The organism is Butyrivibrio sp. (genome assembly GCF_017940685.1).
In the GTDB taxonomy this organism is placed as follows: Bacteria; Bacillota; Clostridia; order Lachnospirales; family Lachnospiraceae; genus Butyrivibrio.
In genome coordinates, this window is the sequence record NZ_JAGAYD010000001.1 from 1 (window position 1) to 21,827 (window position 21,827).

The following is a 21,827-nucleotide window of genomic DNA, read 5'->3' on the forward strand; positions in this document are numbered from 1 at the left end:
CAAAATACATTGTGTTCTTTAACGAAGAGCGCCCTGCATACTCTCTAAACTACCTGACTCCAAAACAATACAAGGAGTATTATGCTTAAAACAAGTGTGTAAAAGTACAAACCCGTGTCTACTTTTACTTGACTAGTGCAATATGGTCCAAACATGCACTAAATAGCGTTAACTTTTCAAATTCCTTTGGGTACCCATTTCGCAAAACAAGCCAAAATGACCCAAAACGCAAATACTTGACAGCCACTACAAGTATTCGCCTCAAAAGCCGCCAAGCCAGCGGTCAGGCAGCGAAGCCACCAGGCGCCCAGGCGGCTAAGCGCCTGGCATAACAGCCCCAATCACACAAAGGGATTATAATACCTGCTGCCGTCAGCATAAGTGATCACCATAGTCACCACAAAGAACAGCACAATAAATGCGATCACGGCATAGTCAGCAAAAACAAGAGGTCTTCTGGAGTACCAGCTCCTCTTTTTCTTTTTGCCAAATCCCCTTAGCTCCATGGCGTTACTTACAACGTCAATCCTCTCCATGGTTGAGAATAAAAGCGGAAAAATGATTGTAGCAACATTTTTTATCCTGTCAATGAGCCTTCCCTTGTTGCTCATCTCAATGCCTCTTGCCTCCTGGGCGTTCTTGATGCGGCGGAACTCATCCTGAACATCAGGGATGTAACGAAGAGCTATCTCCAGAGAATAGGAAATACTGTAAGGAACTCCGATTCCGTTAAGTGATGAAGCCAGCTCACTGGGATCAGTGGTTGTAAGGAAGATAAACACTGCAGGAATAACAGTAAAGTACTTAATAAACACATTAAACTCGTAAAAGAGCTGTTCCCTGGTAAGTGTATAATTTCCAAAGAGGTGCACAATGTCAGTCCTTGTGCCATAGATAACGCTTCCCTGATAAGGTGCAAAAAAGAAAATACAGGTCAGATTGATCACCATAAAGAACATGACTGCCTTAAATATGGTGCTTACCTGCTTCCACTTAACGTCTGATATCTTGTAGATTGCAAGTCCCATAACAAGCATAAGAAGAAGTATCCTTGTATCAAAAGTCAAAGCACTGGCCATACACCAGACTATGAAGAATACCAGCTTAGTGAAGCCGCTTAGCTTGTGGACAGGAGTATTCTTTTTTTCATAGGAAATAAGCCTGCTCATCTTACCACGCTCCTTTCCTCACCCTGACCTTCACAAGAAGCCTTGGCAATCCTCTCAGAGTCAATAAATCTTGCAGCAAATTCACCGGGGTCATCGATACCACACCTGACTGCCAGATCGTACAGTGATGTCCTCTTAAGATAGGCCTTGTTGCAGATCTCTTCATTGGTGAGAACTTCTGCAGGAGATGCATCCATGATAAGTCTTCCGTCAGTAAGCACCATTGCTCTGTCTGTGTACTCAAGCATAAGGTGCATGTCATGGGTGATCATGATGATAGTGACGCCAGTCTTATCCCTGATATCCTTAATAAACCTCATGATCTCCGTATAGTGCATATAGTCCTGTCCGGCAGTTGGCTCGTCAAGGATCAGGATGTCCGGATTCATGATAAGGATCGATGCAATCGATACTCTCTTTTTCTGTCCAAAAGAAAGAGCGGATACCGGCCAGTTTCTATAAGGGTAAAGGCCGCATATCTTAAGGATTTCTTCTGCACGCTCCTTTATCTCTGCCTCTGGAACCCCTCTTGAGGCAAGGCCAAGACCCACCTCCTCCATGATCATTGGCTTACTGATCATCTGATTAGGGCTCTGCATCACATATCCAATGCGCTCACCGCGCTCTTTTATGGACAGGTCTGAAATATCTTTTCCCTCAAGCAGGATCTTTCCGCCGTCAGGCTTATAAAAGCCGCATATAAGTGATGCAAGAGTTGATTTGCCTGCACCATTCTTTCCAACAAGGGAGATCATCTCTCCCCTTTTTATATCAAAGGAGACCTTATCAATGATCTTCCTCTTATCGTCATAGCTAAACTCAAGGTCAGAAACCGTAAGGATGCTGTCCCCATATTTCTTTTCCTCTCGGTCAGGCTGTGAATGATACCAGCTCTTAACCTTATCCCTGTAGGGCTCTATGTCCATGGTTTCAATGTGCTGAGGGTGAGTAGCCGCCTCAACTAAAGCCCCTGCTGCCTTAAGGGCTGCAACGTACAAGGGTTCTCTGATGCCGTTGGACACAAGGATATCTGATGATAGCATCTCATCTGGCGTCATATCTGCCACTATCCTGCCCTGGTCCATAAGTACTATCCTGTCCACATCCTTGTACAAAACATCCTCAAGTCTGTGCTCGATAATAATGACAGTCATGTCCTCATCCCGCATGATCTCATCGATAAGAGCGATAGTGCGCTTACCTGTTGCGGGATCAAGGTTTGCAAGAGGCTCGTCAAAAAGAAGTATCTTAACATCACATGCCATGACACCGCCAAGAGATACTCTTTGCTTCTGACCACCAGAGAGCTCCCCTGGAGCATTCTCCATAAAGGCTGTCAGTTCCAGCCTGTCTGCAACGCCCCTTACTTTCTTAAACATTTCATCCTGGGAAACATTGTCATTTTCCAAAGCAAAAGCAATGTCCTCTCCCACAGTAAGAGCGATGAACTGCCCATCTGTATCCTGAAGCACTGTTCCCACAATTTGTGACATACCAAAAACTCCGAGCTTTGCGGGATCCTGCCCACTAACTCGGAGAGTTCCGCTCAGATCCCCTGCATAGGAGCAGGGGATCAAAGCGTTTAATAAATGTGCAAGTGTTGATTTTCCAGATCCTGACTGACCTGCGATCAGGATCTTCTCGCCAGGATAGATTTTTAAGTTGATGTCCTTTAGGGTTGGTTCTTTTTGAGCTCTGTACTTAAAGGACAGGTTCTCAAAATCTATGATAGGCGAAATATCTTTTTCCAAAACTATTAGTCCTCTTTCTGGAGATTGTTAGAACCACCTACGATCTTGCTGTATGCAATAAGAAGGATTGTTCCAAGAATACCGATCACAATGATGTTGCCAAGGAATGCGAATGCGCCCTGAGCAAATACTTTGTTAGCAGGCTCTGCAAACATAAGGATATCAAGAACTGGTGCGCAGAGGATCCATGCTATTGCATTAGCAACAATCTGAACAACATTGAAAAGAATGATGTTCTTGCCATTTACAAATCCGCCTTCCTTTACAGCGAACTTGTTTACGAAAAGACCTATGCAAAGGCCTACAACTCCCTCAGGAATTACCCAGCTCCACCAAACTGAACCATAGAAAAGAGCATCTCCAAGTGCATGCCCTAAAAGTCCAACAACTGCGCCTACGATAGGTCCAAATACTGCTGAAAGGAAAGCAAGAATTGCCATACGTGGCTGAAGAGCTGTGTTAGGTACTACGATAAGAGGAATCTGTGCGTTTGTAAGAACTACAAAAAGCGCAGTTCCAATTCCCATTGCTACTACTTCTTTGATACCGATCTTAAATTTCATGATCCTTCTCCTCCATTACTATTGTTTTAATTTTTCCCTGTATTTATCCTCAAAACTCTTAACAGGCATCGGTCTGTCAAAGTAAAATCCCTGGAACATCTTGCATCCCATTCCCATAAGGAAATCAAGCTGCTCCTTGGTCTCTACTCCTTCAGTGATGACGCCCATTCCAAGTTCATGAGCCATATCAATGGTATAGTTAAGGATTACATGGGCACGCTCAAGATTGTCGGTCCTTCTAAGGAATCCCATGTCGATCTTAAGTACGTTGGCATTGATATCCTTGAGCATATTAAGTGAAGAATATCCTGAACCAAAATCATCGATCTCAACTGAGAAACCACTGGACTGAAGCTCCAGAATAAGCTTGGCACACTTGGCAACATCAGAAGTTACTGCGGTCTCAGTTATCTCAATATTGAGATATTTAGGATCAATGTCGTACTGCATCACAAGACTTGTAAATTCTTTTTTGATATCGAGGTAATAAAGGTCCTTGGGAGATACGTTGATGGAAATAGAAACTCCTTCCATCTCTGTTCCCTTCCAGGCTGCCAGCTGAGCTGCTGCCAGTTCCCAGATATAACGGTCAAGTTTGTAGATAAGGTCTGCCCTCTCAAGAACATTTATAAATACTGCCGGCTCGATAAGTCCATTTTCAGGATGTATCCACCTTGCCAGCGCCTCTGCTCCAAATACAGTTCCGTCAGGATGTACCTGAGGCTGAAGGTAGATGCCAAACTGCCTGTTGATGATAGCAAAATCAAAGCTTGAAAGAACCTCTTTTTCCAAAAGAGCATTCACCAGCATCTCATCGCTGTACCAGGCAATCTCACATACTCCGTCCTTCTTGATGGACTTGCAGGCCATGTAGGCCCTGTCGCACATAAGCGGAATATCCATGTAGGAATCCCTGACTTCATAGACACCAATCTGCATATGCAGGGAATAGGTCTTGCTGGTAACTCTGCCGGCTATCTCCCTTACCAGTTCCTTAAAGCCCTTCTCATCAAAGCGGTCCTTGGGAATACACATGGCAAAGTGATCACCGTTGATCCTTCCATAGATGTCTCCCTCGCGAACGTGCTGGAGCATCATATCTCCGATGTTCAATAGTATGTCATTGCCCTTATCAATACCAAATAGCTGGTTAAAGAGCTTAAAGTCCTTGATGTTGGAATACAATAGCAGATATGGCTTATTGGTCTCCTTAAGAAGCTCCCTTGCAGCCTCATTAAAGCCTTCTCTGTTGTAGAGGCCTGTCAGCTCATCATGGGTAAGTCTGTACTGTTCGCCGGTGCTGTTCTCAACAATATCAGACAGGTTCTGAACTGTGTACATATACCCCAGAAGGATATTGGAAGAATCGATTATGCTCCTAAAGCGCACTCTGTAGAGCCTCTCCTTGTCTCCGTTGCTGTACACCCTGCACCAGGAGGCTGCGGTCTGCGCAATGCCCAGTCCGCTCATCCACTCGAAAAAGAGATTGCCTAAAACCTCCGGATCTTCCTCAGAATGAAACATAGAAAAAGCGTGCTTGTTAGCGTAGACACATTTCCTGTTACGATCAAGGAAAATAATGCCTATTCCAATACTCTGCACGCCGTAATTGACAAGTCTGACAAGGTCAGCCGGATCAGACTTTTTACTTATATAATTTATACTTTGGCCAAAGATCAAATTCGCATCCATATGACCATTGTACTCACTTTCGCTGGTAAAATCTACTAGAATTTGTGCCTCAACTTGCATTTTCTGGCAAAAAAATCAGAAAAATCTAATCCCTCACCTTTCTATGCCTTCTGTCTATCAGGATCCCTGCAAGAACCAGCACGATAATACCTGCAGCAAAGAGATGCTGAGACTTTATCTGAAGCTTTTCTTTTGTGGGAACAAGGCTCTCATTCTGAGTCTGATAAAGCAAAAGCGAAGTACCAATATCGTGAGTGCTGACAGTTAATGTATCTGCATCTATGTCAGTATCCTGTTCCAGATTGCAGACACCCATCTCTTCAGTAATAATGAAATATTCCCTGTCTCCGGTCACCAAAAACAGCGGAATATCATATTGCATCTCCACATCTTCATAAAAGCCGCCAAGAGCTTCCGGTTCCTCAAATCCCACAGTCTTACTTGCATCCACATCAAAGAAAACTCCCTGGTGAAGCGTCCCAAGCTCTTTTGACTCTTTTTCTATAGCCTCTTCAAAAAGCGGAAGCTTACCCGTGTCCTTAATTTCATCAGACATCAAAAAAGAAAAGCTTACTTCAGCGTTCTCGCCACCTGATATGGCCTCCAGCTCTTTTTCCGTAAAGCAAGCTCTTACTGCGTTTTCATAGCTTCCAAAACGAATGTCCGGAGCCGCTACCTCTGTAGTACTCTCCGAACTCATTGTCACTGTAATGGTCCCCTCACCATAAGTGACCTGCGTCGTTTCGTACATATAAACCCTTCATAAGAAAATGTTGTTATATAAATTATACGGCTACTTTTGTCACCCGGTCAAACCATAATACAAGTTATATCAGAAGTTTAAGACCTTTTTAACCCTGACAGTTATCAGGCTTGAGACGATACCTATCACTATTCCGGTTATTGTCCCCACGATAATGAGAAATGGAAGGTAGTATAAAAGACTCTTTGTCTCCAGTACCAGCATGGCAACAATGATCTGTCCCACGTTGTGGAACACTCCACCAAGGACACTTACGCCCGTCATGGAGAGTTTCCCAATTTTCCTTGCAAGCAGCATGGCGAAAAGAGATAACGCCGCTCCTGCCAGTGAATACATCATCATAGAGATATTTCCAAAGGTTAGTCCCACTAAAACAACCCTGATGATAGAAAGAGCTATGGCATTCTTTTCACCGACTGTATAAAGAGTCACCATAACAACCAGATTAGCGATACCAATCTTAGCCCCCGGGATTCCGATGTTTAGCGGAAGCATAAATTCAATATATGAAAGGACAAAGGCAAGCGCCACAAACAGTCCTAAAAAAGCAATCCTCTTGGTTTTCATAACTAATCACCTGTAAATAAAGATCAATAGGTCGATCCGTCAATGCCGTTGTCTTCTCCGCCCTGCACCGTAACTACAAGCTTATTGGGAAGGCAGACAATTGTTTCTTCAGAGTATTTAATACGATTGTGATGGACACATATCTGGTCAGGACATGAAGCCTCAGAAACTTTTGCAAAGCCATCCTTTATTGTAAGGACATTGTAGCTTCCATCAGGGAATTCAATCCTTTCTGTATAGTCCTCAGACAGTGGATACTCGCCATAGACATCCCCATCAATTGTAACTACAGCAACTGCATTTCCATTAGTATTATTTTTCTGCCATATCCTCATGCCAAGAAGACACACTGCAGTTACCGCAAGGATAATGGCGATCAAAACGATATCATTCTTTTTCATTTCTTGTTGCAAGCCTCTTTTAAAGTAAAGTGAGTCAGTGGGGACGTTACAGTTTAACTCATTGTAAACAACGAGTCAAACTGTAACGTCCCCACTGACTCACTATCAATCTGATCAGAACTTGAACTTATTTACCTCGTCGTCAAGCTGCTGTGCAATGTTAGCATTCTCATTAACTACTTCTTTGTTCTGCTTCATGTTATCAGACATCTCTGCAACTGCTCCAGCTACATCACTGATGCCTCTTGCACTTTCATCAACTGCTGTTGAAACATCACCCATAGCCTCAGAAACTACATTCATTGAACCTTCAATATTGTGTGATGCTCTCTCAACATTCCTTAGCATCTCAGAAATCTTCTGAGCATCTTCCTGATACTGAAGGCCTGTATCCATCAGCTGAACATATCCGCCAACAGTCTTTTCGCGAACGAACTCAACCATCTTGGTTGCTTCATCCGCAAGATCCTTAACTGTTCCGATAACTTCCTCTGAAATAGTCTGGATCTTCTTTGCTGTATCAGCTGAATTAGTTGCAAGTGTACTGATCTCTCCTGCAACAACTGCAAATCCTTTTCCATGCTCGCCGGCTCTTGCTGCCTCGATACTAGCGTTAAGTGAAAGTAGGTTAGTCTGTGATGCAATTTCAAGGATAGTCTGTGTGAGACTGCTGATTCCTTCAACTGCCTTAGACCTCTCAATCTTTTCATTGAGGCTGCTTGTCATATCGTCAGCTGCTGCCTTGGCTGCCTCAGTCTCCTGCTCAGCGTTTTGTCTCATCTCCATAGCGCGCTGTTCCATATTGCTTGCGTAATCAGTACCTTCTCTTACGCTAACATACATATCCTGAACATCGTCTTTGATCTTGCTGGTTGAATTCTGAACCTGCTGGAGTGATGCAGATGTCTCTTCCATTGCTGCACTCATTTCTTCCATTGTTGCAGATACTCCGCCAAGCTGGTCATTTGTTTTAACTGTAGTTGAAAGAGCTGTATCAACTGAACCAGAAAGGCTTGTTGAACTATCATAAATTGAGCTTACAACTTCTCTGATATACTCAAGAAGATTATTGATACTGTCTGCTATATCAGAAACCTCGTCGTTACCTCTTACCTCAATCTTCTGAGTAAGGTCTCCATTGTTGCTGACAAGATCCTCAATCTTCTTATCCACCTTATTAAGACCGCTGGCAATTCCATTTGCGAGGATAATTGACACTACCGCAGAAAGAAGTGAAATGATAGCTCCGATAATGATTGTTGTTCTTACTATTGCATTAAGTGAGTCAACAAGTTCATCCACAATATAGTCTATTCCAAGGACTCCAACAACCTCTCCTGCCTTATTAGAAATAGGTGCATAGGCTGTAATATAATTCACGCCATTCTCAGTTCTTTTTATATCAGTTGATACATAGCCAGTTGTGCTAAGGGCACTCATCATTCCATCAGTACGCTCTGGTTCTACATTAGTTCCGATACTGACATTATCAGATGCAGGACGGGAAAGATAAACCAGTGCCCCATCTCTCTCTCCAGCTGTATAAATTGAACTCACGTTAGCTGAGCTTACTACTTTAGCCATATCTTCCAGCATTACTGTATTTGCATAGCTGTCATCAGCACCTGCTTTCAAAAGGCCAAGGAGATTTCCATTGATCTGACCAGCCGCAATCTGAGTAATTGCCAAAGTATTTTTCGCCTCACTCTCAACGTAACTGTTATGAACAAATCTATAGATTGCAACGCCCATTACTGCGCATGTGATCATGTTAAGCAAGATACTGCCAATAGTGATCTTGGCTTTGATACTAAACCTTTTAGCTCTTCTCTTTTCCATTAGTTTTGTCTCCTTACTCTGCATTAAGTGAATCCACTATAGCCTGTGACATGTACGCTCCGTTTGCTGCTTCAAACTCGGCAAAAGAGCTGTCAATATCCGCACCATCTATAACAACCTTTTTCACTAACTCTTTTTTCAGTCCCATAAGTTCTTCGTTATAAAGCGAATAAGCGTCAGTACTGTAGGGAAGATCAGCCATTTTGCTGTTATCGTTAAATATCTTTAGTGCATTGGCCTGCTCTTCTGTTATACTTCCTGCTCCAGGATCATTTTTAAGAGCCACTGTTGCAAGAAGATGATCTATGTGATTCTTGGCATAGCTGTCAGATATAGGGCTGTAAGTCCAGAGCTCCTCTACCTCTCCGCCGTCATTCATGGTTTCCAAAAAGTACTTATATACGCCTGAAGGATTGTCACAGGCTGAAGTAATGCACCATACAGGAGCCACTCTTTCAAGGTAAAGACCTGTCTCCTTAATTGGAGGCATTGTCACAAGCTCTCCATCAACGCCTGCTTCTACGAGCTTACCTGACAGAGTCTTAGCCCAGGTTCCAGCCCAGTAAGTAAATATGCCATATTCGTTGGCATAGAATTTATCTCTGCAATCACCTGTTCCATTTTCAGCGATATCTTTATCTATATATCCCTTGGAATATGCATCACGAAGACGCACAAGAGCATCTTTCATAGTTTCTTCCATAAACCCGTCAGCCCAGGTTCCATCCTCTTTTTCATAGAAAGATGGATATGCATCCTGGTAAAACTCAGGAAGATAGTTGATATATGGAGCCTCATTATTGATGATCCCTGCAGCGGAAACGCCATAAGTATTACCATCAACTCCGTCTCCATCAGGATCGCCCTCAGTAAATGCCTTTAATACTTCCATATACTCCGCATAGTTAGTAGGCACATCCAAACCTACATTATCAAGCCAAGCCTTCTTTATGTATGTGACACAGCCATTTCCTCTTGTAGGAGATATTCCATAGAGTTTACCATTTATCCTAAGTCCATCTATAAGTGCGCTTTTTCCAGCATCAGTTACACTTTTTTCAAGTTCTGAGCCGCTGTAGTAAGGCGTTAAGTCTGCAAGCATCTCCTGGGCTGCATAAGTAGTGTAGTAATTGGAACTAAGGAGAATGACATCTGGAAGATTGCCTTCTTCAAAGGCTTTTGAAACTTCATCGTAATACACGTCATGCTCAGGCTGCACGATCACAAGATCGATACCTGTGATGGCTTCCCATCTCTTTTCAAATTCGTCTCTGCCGTTTTCCTGAGTAATCAGTGTTCCATCAACCATCATTGTTATGGAGCTTGGCTTAACTGCATCGTTAGAGATTTCTCCAACAACTTCGCTACTTGTAAGTCCGCCCTTGCCATTTGCTGTAGCTACATCTGAACTTCCACAAGCAGTGAGCAAAAGAGCTGTCGATATCATTAAAAGTCCTAAGGCCTTAAGCTTTCTGTTCATCTGTACCTCCTATTGTTAACTGATTTCCAATCAAAACATGAATAAATATACACTACACCCAAACTAAAATTATCACAAAGAAAAGTAATCGTCAACGCGTAATTAAATGTATTAAATTTAGTTATTGTGAAAATTTAATACGGAGATTTCCGGATAAAATCAGACACAAAAAAAGTCCGCAAATTTGCGGACTTGTCAATCGGAGTGACGTGATTCGAACACGCGGCCCCTACCTCCCTAAGATAGTGCTCTACCAACTGAGCCACACCCCGATACGCTAAATATCAGCGACATTTAGCATTATATAACCTCATGAGTGTAAAAGCAAGTACTATTTTGTGTCAGCAAATGTATGAAAAAAAGCCCATTTGATCATCTGCTAAGATACTTGTTTATATTGGTGGCAGTGATCTTCTCATAAGAGAGTCTGATGTACTTGCCATCAGTTATCTCAAATTCATCTGAGAGTTCTTCGATGCTGCCGCCTCTTGCAATTGTTACTGCCAGTCTGTACATAGCCTGGGCCTGCCCCTCTTTGTCGTTATATACAGTTCCAGTCATCTTGTCATCCCTGACTGCCTCAAGGCCAACTGAGGTCCCATCAATCCCAAAGATTGCCGGCCAGTCGCTCTTTAGTATACCTGCTGCCTCGTAGGCATCAATAGCCCCAAGGGCCATGTCGTCGTTGTTGGACATGATAAGCTCTATTCCATCACCGTAGTTCTCTATAAAGGAAGTCACCTTGGTCTGGGCCTGGGCTCTGTTCCAGTTTGCAATGGCATAGCCAAGCTTATCAACCTCAACTCCCTTTTTTATCAGTGTATCAACCGAATACTCAGTGCGGACTATGGCATCCTGATGCCCGGCCTCTCCCTCAAGGACAATGTACTGGATCTTGCCATCGCCATTTCTGTCAATGGATTTATCTGAAAGGCACGTTGATGCAGCCAGCTCTCCTTCAAGAATTCCGGACTGGGCAGCATCAGCTCCTACGTAAAAGAGCCTGTTCCAACGTCCAATATCTCCCTCAACCAGCTCCCTGTTAAAAAAGATAATGGGTACATCAGCTTTTTTCGCAGCGTCAATAACTGTTGAAGGATCTGTTCTGTCCACAAGGTTTACACAGATAACATCGCAGCCATCCTCAATCATCTTCTTAACCTGGGAATTCTGAGTCTGCTGGCTCTGGGATGCGTTGTAAACTACCACATCAACATCCTCGTCTGCCTCCAGTTCTTTTGTAAAACACTCCATGTACTGGCTAAGGAAGGTGTCATACTGATCGTAGATAGTAACTCCAACCTTGATCTTATCTGATGGTCTTGCTGCGCTCTGGGAAGTGCACCCGGATAGCGCAGGAACAGAAAGCATCAGAACGCAGACCAAAACAAGTAAATGCCTGGAGCTTTTCCTGATAGCCACATATGGCTTTTTCAAAAATAAATCCTTCATATCATATACACTCCATAATTATCAAAAGCCCATCACTCTACCACCGGAAACAGAACTCTTTGATTGCTTACATCAAAGAGATTGTCCCTATTCACAACGCGGTAGCTGATCTGCTGATCCTCCATAGGAGTAAGCCTGTTATCCAGCCTCCTTACAATAGCCACAACACTCTGATATCCCATGTAATATTCATTTGGGACCACCATGCTATTTATGATACCATCGTCAAGATAACTTACATTCTTGATGCTGGTTCCTTCCCCAAATATCATAGGACTGTCAGAAGTCCTGAGGGCATACTCGCAAACCGCCTCAAGTCCTGAATTATCCAGTGCCACCAGAATATCAGCCTTTTCCTGGGTCTGACAGATCTCGATCTTCTGGCTGATATCACTAAGGCTGTTGTCCACCCACACAACATTTACTCCAGAAGATCCAATATTCTCATTGAAGCCCTCCATTCTCTGGATCAGGCTGTTCTGCCTCTGGTTGCCTGCGACAATCCCTATCTTGTGGCCTGCAAGATCATTGCCATAGGCAATCCTTACTTCGTTGGCAAGAGCCCTTCCAATAGCCATGTTATCTGCGCTGATGCAGGCTGATTTACCTTCAACGTCCACATCCATATCTGCGCTTGTATCCACCAGCATCAGTACTGCTTTGTTACTGATATCAGAGATCATCTCCTCTGTACTGCGGCTACTTGCGATCTGCAGGATAACTCCGTCAGCTCCACCAGATATCTCCTCGTTAATGGCCATCTGCTGTTGCTTCAAGGTAAAGTTCTTACCTGTTGGAACTATAGTAAGCTTAACGCCGTTGTCCTTTGCTGCCTGCTCAAGTCCCGCCTGGAAAGAGTCCCATCTTCCTGAGCCGCTGTCATCCACCACGACAGAAATCTGAACAGGGTCATCCCTTACTCCGCTCATGATCAGGGCAGATGTAGATGCCATCAGGACAATAACAAGAAGCACCGCAATCACTAAAATAAACACATTCCTGTTACTCTTCATCGCCGGGCTCCTTTCCAGATTCCAGAGCCTTGCGGTTCTCCTCTGTATATTCTATCGCAGGAAGGTGGATCGTAACTGTTGTGCCTTCGTCAGGCTCAGAATCGATCTTAAGACCATATTCTACCCCAAAGCGCAGCTGTATCCTTCGCTGCACATTGATAAGGCCAACACCTGATCCCTTCTTGCGAACTCTCGTATCGTCAGTCAAAAGACCTTCTACTTCCTCACTGCTCATTCCAAAGCCGTTATCTGAAACCGTAATGTAGATATCTCCATCCTCGCCCATAAAGCCTTTGACCAAGATCTCTCCATCCTCCATGTCCTTAACGCCATAGTACACGGCATTTTCAAGGATTGGCTGCACAATGAGCTTGACCGTGCAAAATCTCTTTATGCTCTCATCAATATCGAAACTTATGGTAAATGCGTCCTTAAATCTGACCTTCTGAATATTCATATAGTTGCTGGCATGTCGTATCTCATCCTCTATTGGGATGATGGTCTTGCCACTTGATAGGGAAACTCTGAAAAGACTTGCCAGCTGGGTTATCATAAACACCGCATCATCGTACTTTGCTCCCTCTATCATCCATACTATGGAATCTAAGGTATTGTACAAAAAGTGAGGATTTATCTGGGACTGAAGCGCATCCAGCTCTGATTTTCTCTTTTCCTCCTGTGAAGCAACCATATCCTTCATCAGCTGATCGATCTGGTCGTAGCTTCGGCGAAGAGTCCTGCCAAGGTGCTCGATCTCTGACGGTCCGCCAATGTAAACTGACGGATTTACCTTGCCCATCTCAATCTCCCTGATGGAGTCGTTGAGCTTGGTGATAGGTCTTGTAACCCGCCTTGCAACCAGTCTGTTAAGGATCAGCATGGCAAGAAGTGTGATGGAAATGATCATCATTACAAAATATCTGATGTCCTTCATGCCAAGGTATGAGTTACTGGTTGGGATAACGCTCACAAGCTTCCAGCCTGTGTAGCTCATGGTGCTTACTGTGACAATTCTCTTTTCTCCAAGGAACTCTTCCTTGTGGCTTCCATCATCGTAAGTAGCCGCAACAGTGTTATTCTCGTTAAAGAGCCCGGCTTCTATCTGCATCTGCATCGGGTGATAGATGATGGCTCCTTTGTTGTCGCACAGATAAACGTATTGCTGGGACGGATTGTCGTTGACACTTTCCATCATCTGCTCAATGACAGCGTAGTTCATATCTACCAAAAGAACTCCCTGCTCCGGAACACCTCTTCCGCCTAGCTCAACAGCGCGGCTTAGGGAAGTTACCCAGTAGTACCTGAAGGTAGGGTCATCTACAAAGATATTCTGAACATGTGGCAGTGAAAAGTGCAGGTTTTCAGGCTTATCAAGAGCGGCCTTAAACCAGTCCTGACTTGTTACATCCACCTCAGGCTTTTCAACGGCAACTGGCGAAGCACACACAAGTGAGCCGTACTCTGTAAAGAGAGCAAGACTTATAAGATAATCCTTGTGAGCTTCATACAAAAGATTCATCTGTTCAATCGGGGTTTCTTTGCTGATATCCTGATCTTTTATGACATTGTAATAGATTGCATCAGACATTCGTCTCATGCTTCGAAGATAGTCCTCAAGGGAAAGAACTGTCTGATCCAGCGTAAGCTCTGCGCTGTCAGTCAGCATCTTCTCTGACCTTACTGAAAATCTCTGGTAAAGTGCTATGCCCATGGCAAGCATACAAACCAGGGCTACGATGGTGAAAGACACTGAGATCGTAACCTGGATGCTCCTTGGAACTGCATTTCTCATGTATCTTTCAAGTTTCCATTTAGAGCGCAGCTTATCAAATTTGCTCTGTTGGTGTTTATCTTCCAATGGTCTTATTCCTTGCCAGCCTTGTATTTCGAAGGCGATACGCCAAACTGTTTTTTGAAAACATAGCTAAAGTAGTTGGGATCTGAATAGCCAACCTCCTGGGCTATGATATATGTCTTTTCATCTGTCTCAAGGAGCATGCGCTCTGCTTTTTCCATACGGAAATCTGTCAGATACCCCACAAAGGTTTTACCAGTCTCCTTTTTAAATACTGTGGAAAAATACGCGCTGCTGACTCCAAGATAGCTGCACATAAAATCAATAGAAAGGTCCTGATCCATGTAGTGGTCAGCCACATAGTCCTTGGCCTTGCTGACAAAACTTCTGGTGTTGTCAGTTCTTTTCCCGGCGATAAGCTCATGCATCTTAAGAGCGATAGAAGCAAACCACTCTGTGAGCTCTTTTCCTTCCATCTGCTGCACCAGGGCGTAGACATCACTGTTCATGTCAAATATCTCATTGACATCAAGCTGATTGCTTCTTGCAAACTTGTAGAGCTCACTTACAAGATCCATTACAAAGAACCTGTGGTTCTGGATCGAGGACTGGTTCTCAAGCCCCTGCTCTATGTACTTTCTGGTAGCGGATTCAACTTCAGTGTCCTCTGCCATCTTGATCTTTTTGAAAATATCTACGAGGCTGTTCTCATCCTCAGATATTTCATCGCTCATGTCCATAGGGGAAATCTCTGAGATGTTGATAGCCTTAGTGTGTCCATATAAAACCCTGTAGGAAACCGCCTCCCTGGCGCCCTTATAGGACTCATCTATATCTGATAGGCTGTCCACCAAAAGTCCAACACCTATAGTAACGCTAGCCTTACAAATACTCTCAGCCAGCCTGCAGAGCCTGTCGCAGTCATCAGTAAATGCTGTTGCATCCTTCTTTTCTGCAAACTGAGCCACCATAACTGTGCTTCCAAGGTATGAAAAGAACCTGCAACCCCACTTTTCATCTATTCTCTCCTCAAGGAGCTTGCGCACTGAAACGGATAAAAGAACCGGATTCATTCCCTCTGGGATGCTGGAACTGCTGATGTGAACAACAGCTACCACAAATAAAGGTCCCTTAAGATCTATGCGGTAGTCAGTCAAAAACTTCTCAATTTTGTTATCTGCGATCCTTCCTTCTATGAGGGCTGCAAAAAAGTCCTCCTGAAGAAGAGGCAGAGAATCCATATAGTAATTTTCAAGCTTTGCTACGTTTAATTTTTCATCAATATCTCTATCAAGCGCCTCATGGACTCTTGTAAATACTGCCCTAAGCTCATCAGAATCTATGGGTTTTAAGATGTACTCCTCAGCCTCAAGCCTTATGGCTTCCTTGGCGTACTCAAACTCATCAAAGCCGGAAAAGATAATGATCCTAATATTGGGATACAGCTGCTTAAGGTTCCTCGACAGCTCCATTCCATCCATGTACGGCATCTTGATATCGGTCATGACAATATCAGGCCTTAGATCTTCTGCAAGTTCTAACGCCTCAAGTCCATTGTGGGCATATCGCGGCTGCTCAAAGCCCATCTCTTCCCAATTAAGTTTCTTAAGTATTGCCTGGGCGACATCTTCCTCATCGTCCACCAGCATGACACGGTATCTATTCATATCTATTCCTTTATTTACCCCCGCCCCTAGGCGATAAGGTTAGTCACTACAAGAATTCAAGCATACTTCTCGTGCATTACCTTCCACATGATGCCCATGATGAGGGTTGCTACGATGATCACAACAAAAGATGCAACTGCATTAAAGAAGGACACAATACCCATTACAAGAGCTGCTACACCAAGGAAGATGATGATAAGTCCTGCATAAAATGTATACTCTCTAGGATGCTTTATTTCCTCTGGCTTCTCCTTCTTAATAATTGTTACATCTCTAGTTATTATAAGCCTAATTCCAAAGAACATGCACACGGCGAACGCCAGCATCTCAATTCCCATGTGATTTATAAGTTCCATAAATGTCATATTTGCAATTTCCTTCCTTATTATCTGCAAACATCCGGTCTCACACTAGTTCTTAGACCTTCGCTATGAAATCAAAAAGGGGACATGGCGCAGGCCATGCCCCCTGATAATTATAAGGGATGATGTTACTTCTTAGCAACGTACTTACGGATATCAAGTGAGATAGCAACAAAGATAACCAGTCCGATGAAGATGTATTGTGCGTTAGCATCTACTCCCAGGTACTGGAGAGCTGCCTTCAAAAGCTCGAATACGGCAACACCGATGATAGCACTTGAAACCTTACCACGTCCACCAGTAACTGATACACCACCGATTGTACATGCAGCGATAGCTTCCATCTCGTAGCCAAGACCTAAGTTAACTGATGCACCGCCGGCCTTAGCGCCCAGCATGAATCCTGCAAGACCATACATCATAGCAGCCTTCATGTAGATAAGTACCATTGTGAGACGAACAGGAACACCAGCAACTTCTGCAGCCTGTGGGTTTCCACCGATTGCATACATATATTTACCATGTCTTGTCATGTTGAAGATGAACCATGTGATGGCTGCAACAATGATTGCGATCCAGATAAGGTAGCTGATTCCAAGGAATTTTCCTGAAGCAATGTTTGTGTACTCTGTTGTGTATCCACCAAGAGGTGTAGCACCTGTGTAGATAAGAGCAAGTCCATAAACGATTTCCATCATAGCAAGGGTTGCAATGAATGGAGGTACGTGAAGGAATGCAATAAAGAATCCTGTGATAGCTCCGAATGCACCAGTGATTGCAAGTACGATAAGAAGTGCAACGAAGATGTTAAGTGGCTGCATATCAGGGAAGAACTTTCCTGAGTAGTCAATCTTCTGAAGAAGTGTACCTGCGATACATGCTGCAAAACCGATCATACGTCCAGCTGAAAGGTCACATCCAGCTGTGATAACACAACCTGCAATACCAAGAGCGATTACAAGTCTTGAACTCATATTCATAAGAATGTTGAACAGGTTGTTTGTTGTAAGGAACCTGTCGTTTGTGATACCTGTGTAAATAACCAGGATGAACATTACGATGATAACACCGTTATTGATAAGAAAATCTATTGCTTTCTGTTGTTTTGTCTTAACCATTTTTATCGATCCTTTCCCATATTAGAACTGAGTAGCGTAGCTCATGACTTTTTCCTGAGTCATATCGCTCTCTTCAGTTATCTCGCCTCTAAGTTTACCGTTACACATTACGTAGATTCGATCTGACATACCAAGAAGTTCTGCCATTTCGGAGGATATCATTATGATAGCCTTACCCTGCTTGGCCAGATCTGTCATGATCTCATAGATCTCATGCTTGGCACCTACGTCGATACCTCTTGTAGGCTCGTCCATTATGAGAATATCAGGATCGTTGGCAAGCCATCTTGATACAATAACCTTCTGCTGGTTACCACCTGACAGATTGGAGATGTGCTCCTGCATGCTAGGTGTCTTGATTGAGAGCTTCTCGATACTGTCATCAACAACCTTGTTGATCTTGCCATGATCAAGAACAAATCCTGCTGTTAAGTATTTGTTGTAAACTGAAACGCCTACGTTATCCTTGATAGAAAGACATCCAAAGATACCATTACCTCTTCTGTCCTCTGTTATCATTCCGATGCCGGCGTTCATAGCATCCTTAGGTGACTTGATCTTAACCTCTTTGCCGTGGATCTTGATCGTACCCGCTGAAAGATTTCTGATTCCAAACAGACCTTCCATAAGCTCTGTTCTCTGAGCACCTACCAGTCCACCAAATCCAAGGATCTCACCCTTTCTAAGGTTGAAGGATACATCCTGGAATGATTTCTCGTGGATTGAAGAAAGCCCATTTACTTCCATAACTACCTCGCCAGGAGTTCTGTCCTTGACCGGGTAAATGTTTGTAAGCTCACGACCTACCATCTTGGCGATGATCTCGTCAATTGTAAGGTCTTTTGCTGGCCATGTCCCGATATATGTACCATCTCGCATGATCGTAACATCATCAGCAATTCTCTTGATCTCATCCATCTTGTGTGAGATGTAGATCATTGCAACGCCCTTGGCTCTCAAGCCTTCCATGATCTTAAAGAGCGCTTCTACTTCGCTATCTGAAAGAGAAGATGTTGGCTCGTCAAAGATGATAACCTTGGCGTCATGGGAAACTGCCTTGGCAATTTCTACTGACTGCATCTGTCCGATGGACAGTGTGTCGAGCTGCGCCTTAGGATCAAAGTCCATGTTAACCTCTTTGAGCCACTTCCCTGTTTCTTCGTACATAGTCTTGTGGTCGATCACCTGAAGTGGACCAAATTTCTTTACCGGAAATCTTCCAAGGAACATATTCTCTCCTACGCTTCTTGCAAGAACCGGCTGAAGCTCCTGATGCACCATGGCTATACCTTTTTTCATAGCCTCATCAGGATTCTCGATTGTTGTCTTTTCTCCGTCAATATAAATTTCTCCGGCATCCATCTTATAAATGCCGAAAAGACATTTCATAAGTGTTGATTTACCGGCTCCGTTCTCTCCCATAAGTGCATGGACGGTACCGGGCTTAACTGCCAATTGTACGTTATCCAGTGCCTTTACACCGGGAAAGGACTTGGATACGCCCCGTAGTTCCAATTTGTACTCTGATGCCATACCTAATTCCTTTCTTATTCCTCTTCTCTAAAAAAACTTGTTTCCCTCAATAAAAGGTGCGGGTGCTAATTGGCGCCCGCACCATATTATTTCTTTAATTACTTAATTACTTAAGTGAATCAAGAACTGACTGTGCGTTGTCAGTTGTAACCTTTACGTAATCGCATCCGATGTAGTAATCGTTGCCAGCACCTGTGATGTAGTTGATAGCTGCATCAGCTGCACCGTGTGACTGAGCGATGTGATCGTTGAATACTGTACCTGTCATTGTTCCAGCAAGTACGTCCTCAAGAGCCTCTGTAAGAGCATCAACACCTACAAGGTAGATGTCCTCGCCAACCTTACGTCCAGCTGCCTCGATTGACTGAAGAGCACCAAGTGCCATAGCATCGTTGTTGCAGAATACAACTTCTGTCTCAGGATGAGCTGAAAGTGAGTTAGCAACGAGCTGCTGAGCTGTAGCCTGATCCCAGTTACCAACCTGATCATCGAGCTCCTCAACTGTCCAACCAGCATCCTCAAGAGCCTTAACTGAGAACTCTGTTCTGTACTGAGCATCAACGTTCTCTGGGTCACCCTCGATCATGATGTACTGGATCTTGCCATCGCCGTTAAGGTCAACCTTATCCTGGCCAAGGTCTACAAGGATCTCACCCTGCATTGTACCTGACTGACGAGCATCACATCCAACGTATGTTACGTTCCAGCCGTTTGACTCCCATCTAGCTTCCTCGTCAGCGTCTGGCTCACGGTTGATGTATACAAGAGGGATATCAGCGCCAACTACAAGGTCTGTAATTGTTGCAGCTGAAGATGAGTTAACTGGGTTGATGATAAGTACGTCAACACCCTGTGTGATGAAGTTCTGGATCTGGTTTGTCTGTGTAGCCTGATCGTTAGCACCATCAACGATTGTGATGTTGTCCTTTGAGAATCCCTGAGAAATGAGGTAGTTCTCAAGCTCTGTTCTGAAGAGTGTCATGAAGTTATCAGCGAACTGATAGATACATACTCCAACCTTCTTGTCTGCAAGATCAGCGTTTCCTGCTGACTCTGCAACTGTCTCAGCAACGTCAGTAGCTGTCTCAGCAACCTCTGTAGCTGTCTCAGCAACTGTCTCTGCTGTCTGTGTAGCTGTGTCAGCTGCTGCATTTCCGCAACCAGCAAGCATAGCCATTGTCATTGCAGAAACTGTTAAAAGACTTACCAATTTCTTTTTCATTAATACTTCCTCCTTAAAAAAAATGTTAACAATTTGTTTACAATGGAAATTATATCAATGGTATTTGTGCAAAAACATAGATTATTCTTCTGTTAATCTTAGAAATCCTTTTGTATTTTGTTCTCATCACACTATTTTGCACAAAATAAGTGTCCTGTTTTTGTCTATTTTTACTTATCGGAAACGTTTTTGCTTTTCAGAGTGTTGTCATTTTGTATGTATGCAACAAAAAACAGCTGCCATAACAGGCAGCTGCTTCGTATAAAACTCTTTTAACCATTTATTCTACTTCAGTTGAGCCATCATCGTAGGTTATAACCCAATACCCTTTGCCAGTACCACAGTCCTCGTGATACTCTTTGCCAACTATCTGGCGGGTATCCGTTTCTTCTTCAGCGCTGCTTACATCAGCTGCCAGCGGAACTTCCTCATAGGCTCCCATCTCAACAAGCATCTCTTCAAGAGTCTCTGTGCTGGCGTTTAATGACACAGCATCAGTGCTTTCTTCAGAAAAAGAACTATCTGCCATCAGATCTGTGCTGACATCCACCACAGGTATGTCTTCCTGCTTTCCTATTGCTTCAGATAGCATGGTCCTATACGCCGGAACCATAGTACACATCACTAAATTAAAAATAAAGATTGAAAAAATCGTCCCTGATAGTATGAGGATAATCTGACTTGCTCTTCTCATATCAAATCCCTTTTCCTTTTCTTTTTCTTTAACTGTTAGAAAGTAACAGCGTACGCTGCCTGCTTGTATATAGGACCTGCTGGATAGCTTTGATAAGTCTGCTTGTAGTAGCCGCTTCCCTTGGCCCTTTGCATCTCTGTATCAAATATGTACCAGTTGTTGCCTATCTTTACTTCGGTCCAGGCATGTGGTGTCTGACCTCCAAGTGAGGACTGAACTGTTCCGGTACACACTGTTGCGTCATATCCAAGTCCTTTTGCTATGTAAGCAAAGGCTGCTGCGAAGTTGTAGCAGTTTCCCTTTCCGCTTGTTAAGATGTCTGATGCATAGCTTTCAGTCCAATCTCCTGCTGGAATCTCGTTCTTTCGCTCATATACTGAAGAATTAACAAAGTAGGTAAAGCATCTTTCAAGCTGCATCTTCTGAGTCATATCCTTAGTGGTACAAACGTCAAATAGTGCAGCTGTCTTCTTCATCAGATCTGATTCCGGATCCATAAGGGAGCCGTCAGCTTTTTTCCACTTGATACCTGCTGGTGTATGTATGAAGTGCTCTCCAGGAACATCCTGCTCAGTGAAATTCTCTGCTGCCTGACCCTTTACTACTGACCTGACCTGTTCCTTCAGGCCTTCGTTCACTCCATAGAGTGCATTCTCCCTGATGGAAACCACTGTATCCGGAATCACCGCCCCTGAAAGAGCTGCCGGGAAACAAAGAAGCTCAGTCATATTCTTGTTGTAGAGGCA

Annotated in this window: 19 protein-coding genes and 1 tRNA gene; all 20 read right to left on the bottom strand. The window is 43.7% G+C overall.

Annotated features, from left to right (window positions below; all coding sequences use genetic code 11):
• Positions 1–341: 341 nt before the first annotated feature.
• The gene (locus J6I68_RS00005) at positions 342–1,169 is read right to left on the bottom strand and encodes an energy-coupling factor transporter transmembrane component T family protein (RefSeq protein ID WP_292216140.1); all 828 of its coding nucleotides are present in this window, start codon (positions 1,167–1,169) and stop codon (positions 342–344) included.
• Positions 1,166–2,920 carry an ABC transporter ATP-binding protein gene (locus tag J6I68_RS00010; protein WP_292216142.1) on the bottom strand — a complete coding sequence of 585 codons (1,755 nt, stop codon included), beginning with the start codon at positions 2,918–2,920 and terminating at the stop codon, positions 1,166–1,168. The genes J6I68_RS00005 and J6I68_RS00010 overlap by 4 nt, the downstream gene beginning before the upstream one ends.
• A 5-nt stretch (positions 2,921–2,925) precedes the next feature.
• Positions 2,926–3,483 carry an ECF-type riboflavin transporter substrate-binding protein gene (locus J6I68_RS00015; protein WP_292216144.1) on the bottom strand — a complete coding sequence of 186 codons (558 nt, stop codon included), beginning with the start codon at positions 3,481–3,483 and terminating at the stop codon, positions 2,926–2,928.
• A gap of 18 nt (positions 3,484–3,501) precedes the next feature.
• Entirely contained in the window at positions 3,502–5,175 is a 1,674-nt protein-coding gene (locus J6I68_RS00020) for a sensor domain-containing protein (RefSeq protein WP_292216146.1), read from the bottom strand.
• Between the two features lie 85 nt (positions 5,176–5,260).
• The gene (locus J6I68_RS00025) at positions 5,261–5,926 is read right to left on the bottom strand and encodes a hypothetical protein (RefSeq protein ID WP_292216148.1); all 666 of its coding nucleotides are present in this window, start codon (positions 5,924–5,926) and stop codon (positions 5,261–5,263) included.
• 81 nt (positions 5,927–6,007) lie between these two features.
• The gene (locus tag J6I68_RS00030) at positions 6,008–6,505 is read right to left on the bottom strand and encodes a Gx transporter family protein (RefSeq protein WP_292216150.1); all 498 of its coding nucleotides are present in this window, start codon (positions 6,503–6,505) and stop codon (positions 6,008–6,010) included.
• A 23-nt stretch (positions 6,506–6,528) separates the two neighbouring features.
• Positions 6,529–6,906, bottom strand: a complete 378-nt coding sequence (locus J6I68_RS00035) for a NusG domain II-containing protein (protein WP_292216152.1) — start codon at positions 6,904–6,906, stop codon at positions 6,529–6,531.
• A gap of 114 nt (positions 6,907–7,020) precedes the next feature.
• Positions 7,021–8,745 carry a methyl-accepting chemotaxis protein gene (locus J6I68_RS00040; RefSeq protein WP_292216154.1) on the bottom strand — a complete coding sequence of 575 codons (1,725 nt, stop codon included), beginning with the start codon at positions 8,743–8,745 and terminating at the stop codon, positions 7,021–7,023.
• Between the two features lie 13 nt (positions 8,746–8,758).
• On the bottom strand, positions 8,759–10,225 hold the full coding sequence (locus J6I68_RS00045; RefSeq protein ID WP_292216156.1) for an ABC transporter substrate-binding protein: 1,467 nt from the start codon (positions 10,223–10,225) through the stop codon (positions 8,759–8,761).
• 199 nt (positions 10,226–10,424) lie between these two features.
• Positions 10,425–10,497, bottom strand: a tRNA-Pro gene (locus J6I68_RS00050).
• A gap of 100 nt (positions 10,498–10,597) precedes the next feature.
• Positions 10,598–11,677, bottom strand: a complete 1,080-nt coding sequence (locus tag J6I68_RS00055) for a galactose ABC transporter substrate-binding protein (protein ID WP_292216158.1) — start codon at positions 11,675–11,677, stop codon at positions 10,598–10,600.
• Positions 11,678–11,709: 32 nt separating this feature from the next.
• Positions 11,710–12,690 carry a sugar ABC transporter substrate-binding protein gene (locus tag J6I68_RS00060; protein ID WP_292216160.1) on the bottom strand — a complete coding sequence of 327 codons (981 nt, stop codon included), beginning with the start codon at positions 12,688–12,690 and terminating at the stop codon, positions 11,710–11,712.
• A complete protein-coding gene (locus J6I68_RS00065) occupies positions 12,680–14,548 on the bottom strand; it encodes a cache domain-containing sensor histidine kinase (RefSeq protein WP_330622339.1) in 1,869 nt (622 codons plus the stop codon). Before J6I68_RS00065 ends, J6I68_RS00060 begins: the two co-directional genes overlap by 11 nt.
• A 5-nt stretch (positions 14,549–14,553) precedes the next feature.
• A complete protein-coding gene (locus J6I68_RS00070; protein ID WP_292216162.1) occupies positions 14,554–16,152 on the bottom strand; it encodes a response regulator in 1,599 nt (532 codons plus the stop codon).
• A 56-nt stretch (positions 16,153–16,208) separates the two neighbouring features.
• Entirely contained in the window at positions 16,209–16,517 is a 309-nt protein-coding gene (locus J6I68_RS00075; RefSeq protein WP_292216163.1) for a hypothetical protein, read from the bottom strand.
• Between the two features lie 125 nt (positions 16,518–16,642).
• The gene (locus tag J6I68_RS00080) at positions 16,643–17,632 is read right to left on the bottom strand and encodes a galactose/methyl galactoside ABC transporter permease MglC (RefSeq protein ID WP_292216164.1); all 990 of its coding nucleotides are present in this window, start codon (positions 17,630–17,632) and stop codon (positions 16,643–16,645) included.
• A 21-nt stretch (positions 17,633–17,653) separates the two neighbouring features.
• Positions 17,654–19,165 (bottom strand): sugar ABC transporter ATP-binding protein, encoded by a 1,512-nt coding sequence (locus J6I68_RS00085; protein WP_292216165.1) that lies wholly within the window; start codon positions 19,163–19,165, stop codon positions 17,654–17,656.
• A 106-nt stretch (positions 19,166–19,271) separates the two neighbouring features.
• A complete protein-coding gene (locus tag J6I68_RS00090) occupies positions 19,272–20,387 on the bottom strand; it encodes a galactose ABC transporter substrate-binding protein (RefSeq protein WP_292216167.1) in 1,116 nt (371 codons plus the stop codon).
• A 280-nt stretch (positions 20,388–20,667) separates the two neighbouring features.
• Positions 20,668–21,000, bottom strand: a complete 333-nt coding sequence (locus J6I68_RS00095; protein ID WP_292216169.1) for a hypothetical protein — start codon at positions 20,998–21,000, stop codon at positions 20,668–20,670.
• A 116-nt stretch (positions 21,001–21,116) separates the two neighbouring features.
• Positions 21,117–21,827: transglutaminase domain-containing protein (locus J6I68_RS00100; protein ID WP_292216171.1), on the bottom strand; the 711-nt coding region annotated here is incomplete at its 5' end.

Excerpts from the sequence above, each read along its gene's own strand:
- J6I68_RS00075 (WP_292216163.1), bottom strand. The coding sequence starts at position 16,517 with ATGACATTTATGGAACTTATAAATCACATGGGAATTGAGATGCTGGCG.
- J6I68_RS00085 (WP_292216165.1), bottom strand. The coding sequence starts at position 19,165 with ATGGCATCAGAGTACAAATTGGAACTACGGGGCGTATCCAAGTCCTTT.
- J6I68_RS00020 (WP_292216146.1), bottom strand. The coding sequence starts at position 5,175 with ATGGATGCGAATTTGATCTTTGGCCAAAGTATAAATTATATAAGTAAA.
- J6I68_RS00070 (WP_292216162.1), bottom strand. The coding sequence starts at position 16,152 with ATGAATAGATACCGTGTCATGCTGGTGGACGATGAGGAAGATGTCGCC.
- J6I68_RS00030 (WP_292216150.1), bottom strand. The coding sequence starts at position 6,505 with ATGAAAACCAAGAGGATTGCTTTTTTAGGACTGTTTGTGGCGCTTGCC.
- J6I68_RS00055 (WP_292216158.1), bottom strand. The coding sequence starts at position 11,677 with ATGAAGGATTTATTTTTGAAAAAGCCATATGTGGCTATCAGGAAAAGC.
- J6I68_RS00005 (WP_292216140.1), bottom strand. The coding sequence starts at position 1,169 with ATGAGCAGGCTTATTTCCTATGAAAAAAAGAATACTCCTGTCCACAAG.
- J6I68_RS00080 (WP_292216164.1), bottom strand. The coding sequence starts at position 17,632 with ATGGTTAAGACAAAACAACAGAAAGCAATAGATTTTCTTATCAATAAC.
- J6I68_RS00095 (WP_292216169.1), bottom strand. The coding sequence starts at position 21,000 with ATGGTTCCGGCGTATAGGACCATGCTATCTGAAGCAATAGGAAAGCAG.
- J6I68_RS00040 (WP_292216154.1), bottom strand. The coding sequence starts at position 8,745 with ATGGAAAAGAGAAGAGCTAAAAGGTTTAGTATCAAAGCCAAGATCACT.
- J6I68_RS00025 (WP_292216148.1), bottom strand. The coding sequence starts at position 5,926 with ATGTACGAAACGACGCAGGTCACTTATGGTGAGGGGACCATTACAGTG.
- J6I68_RS00015 (WP_292216144.1), bottom strand. The coding sequence starts at position 3,483 with ATGAAATTTAAGATCGGTATCAAAGAAGTAGTAGCAATGGGAATTGGA.
- J6I68_RS00060 (WP_292216160.1), bottom strand. The coding sequence starts at position 12,690 with ATGAAGAGTAACAGGAATGTGTTTATTTTAGTGATTGCGGTGCTTCTT.
- J6I68_RS00035 (WP_292216152.1), bottom strand. The coding sequence starts at position 6,906 with ATGAAAAAGAATGATATCGTTTTGATCGCCATTATCCTTGCGGTAACT.
- J6I68_RS00090 (WP_292216167.1), bottom strand. The coding sequence starts at position 20,387 with ATGAAAAAGAAATTGGTAAGTCTTTTAACAGTTTCTGCAATGACAATG.
- J6I68_RS00045 (WP_292216156.1), bottom strand. The coding sequence starts at position 10,225 with ATGAACAGAAAGCTTAAGGCCTTAGGACTTTTAATGATATCGACAGCT.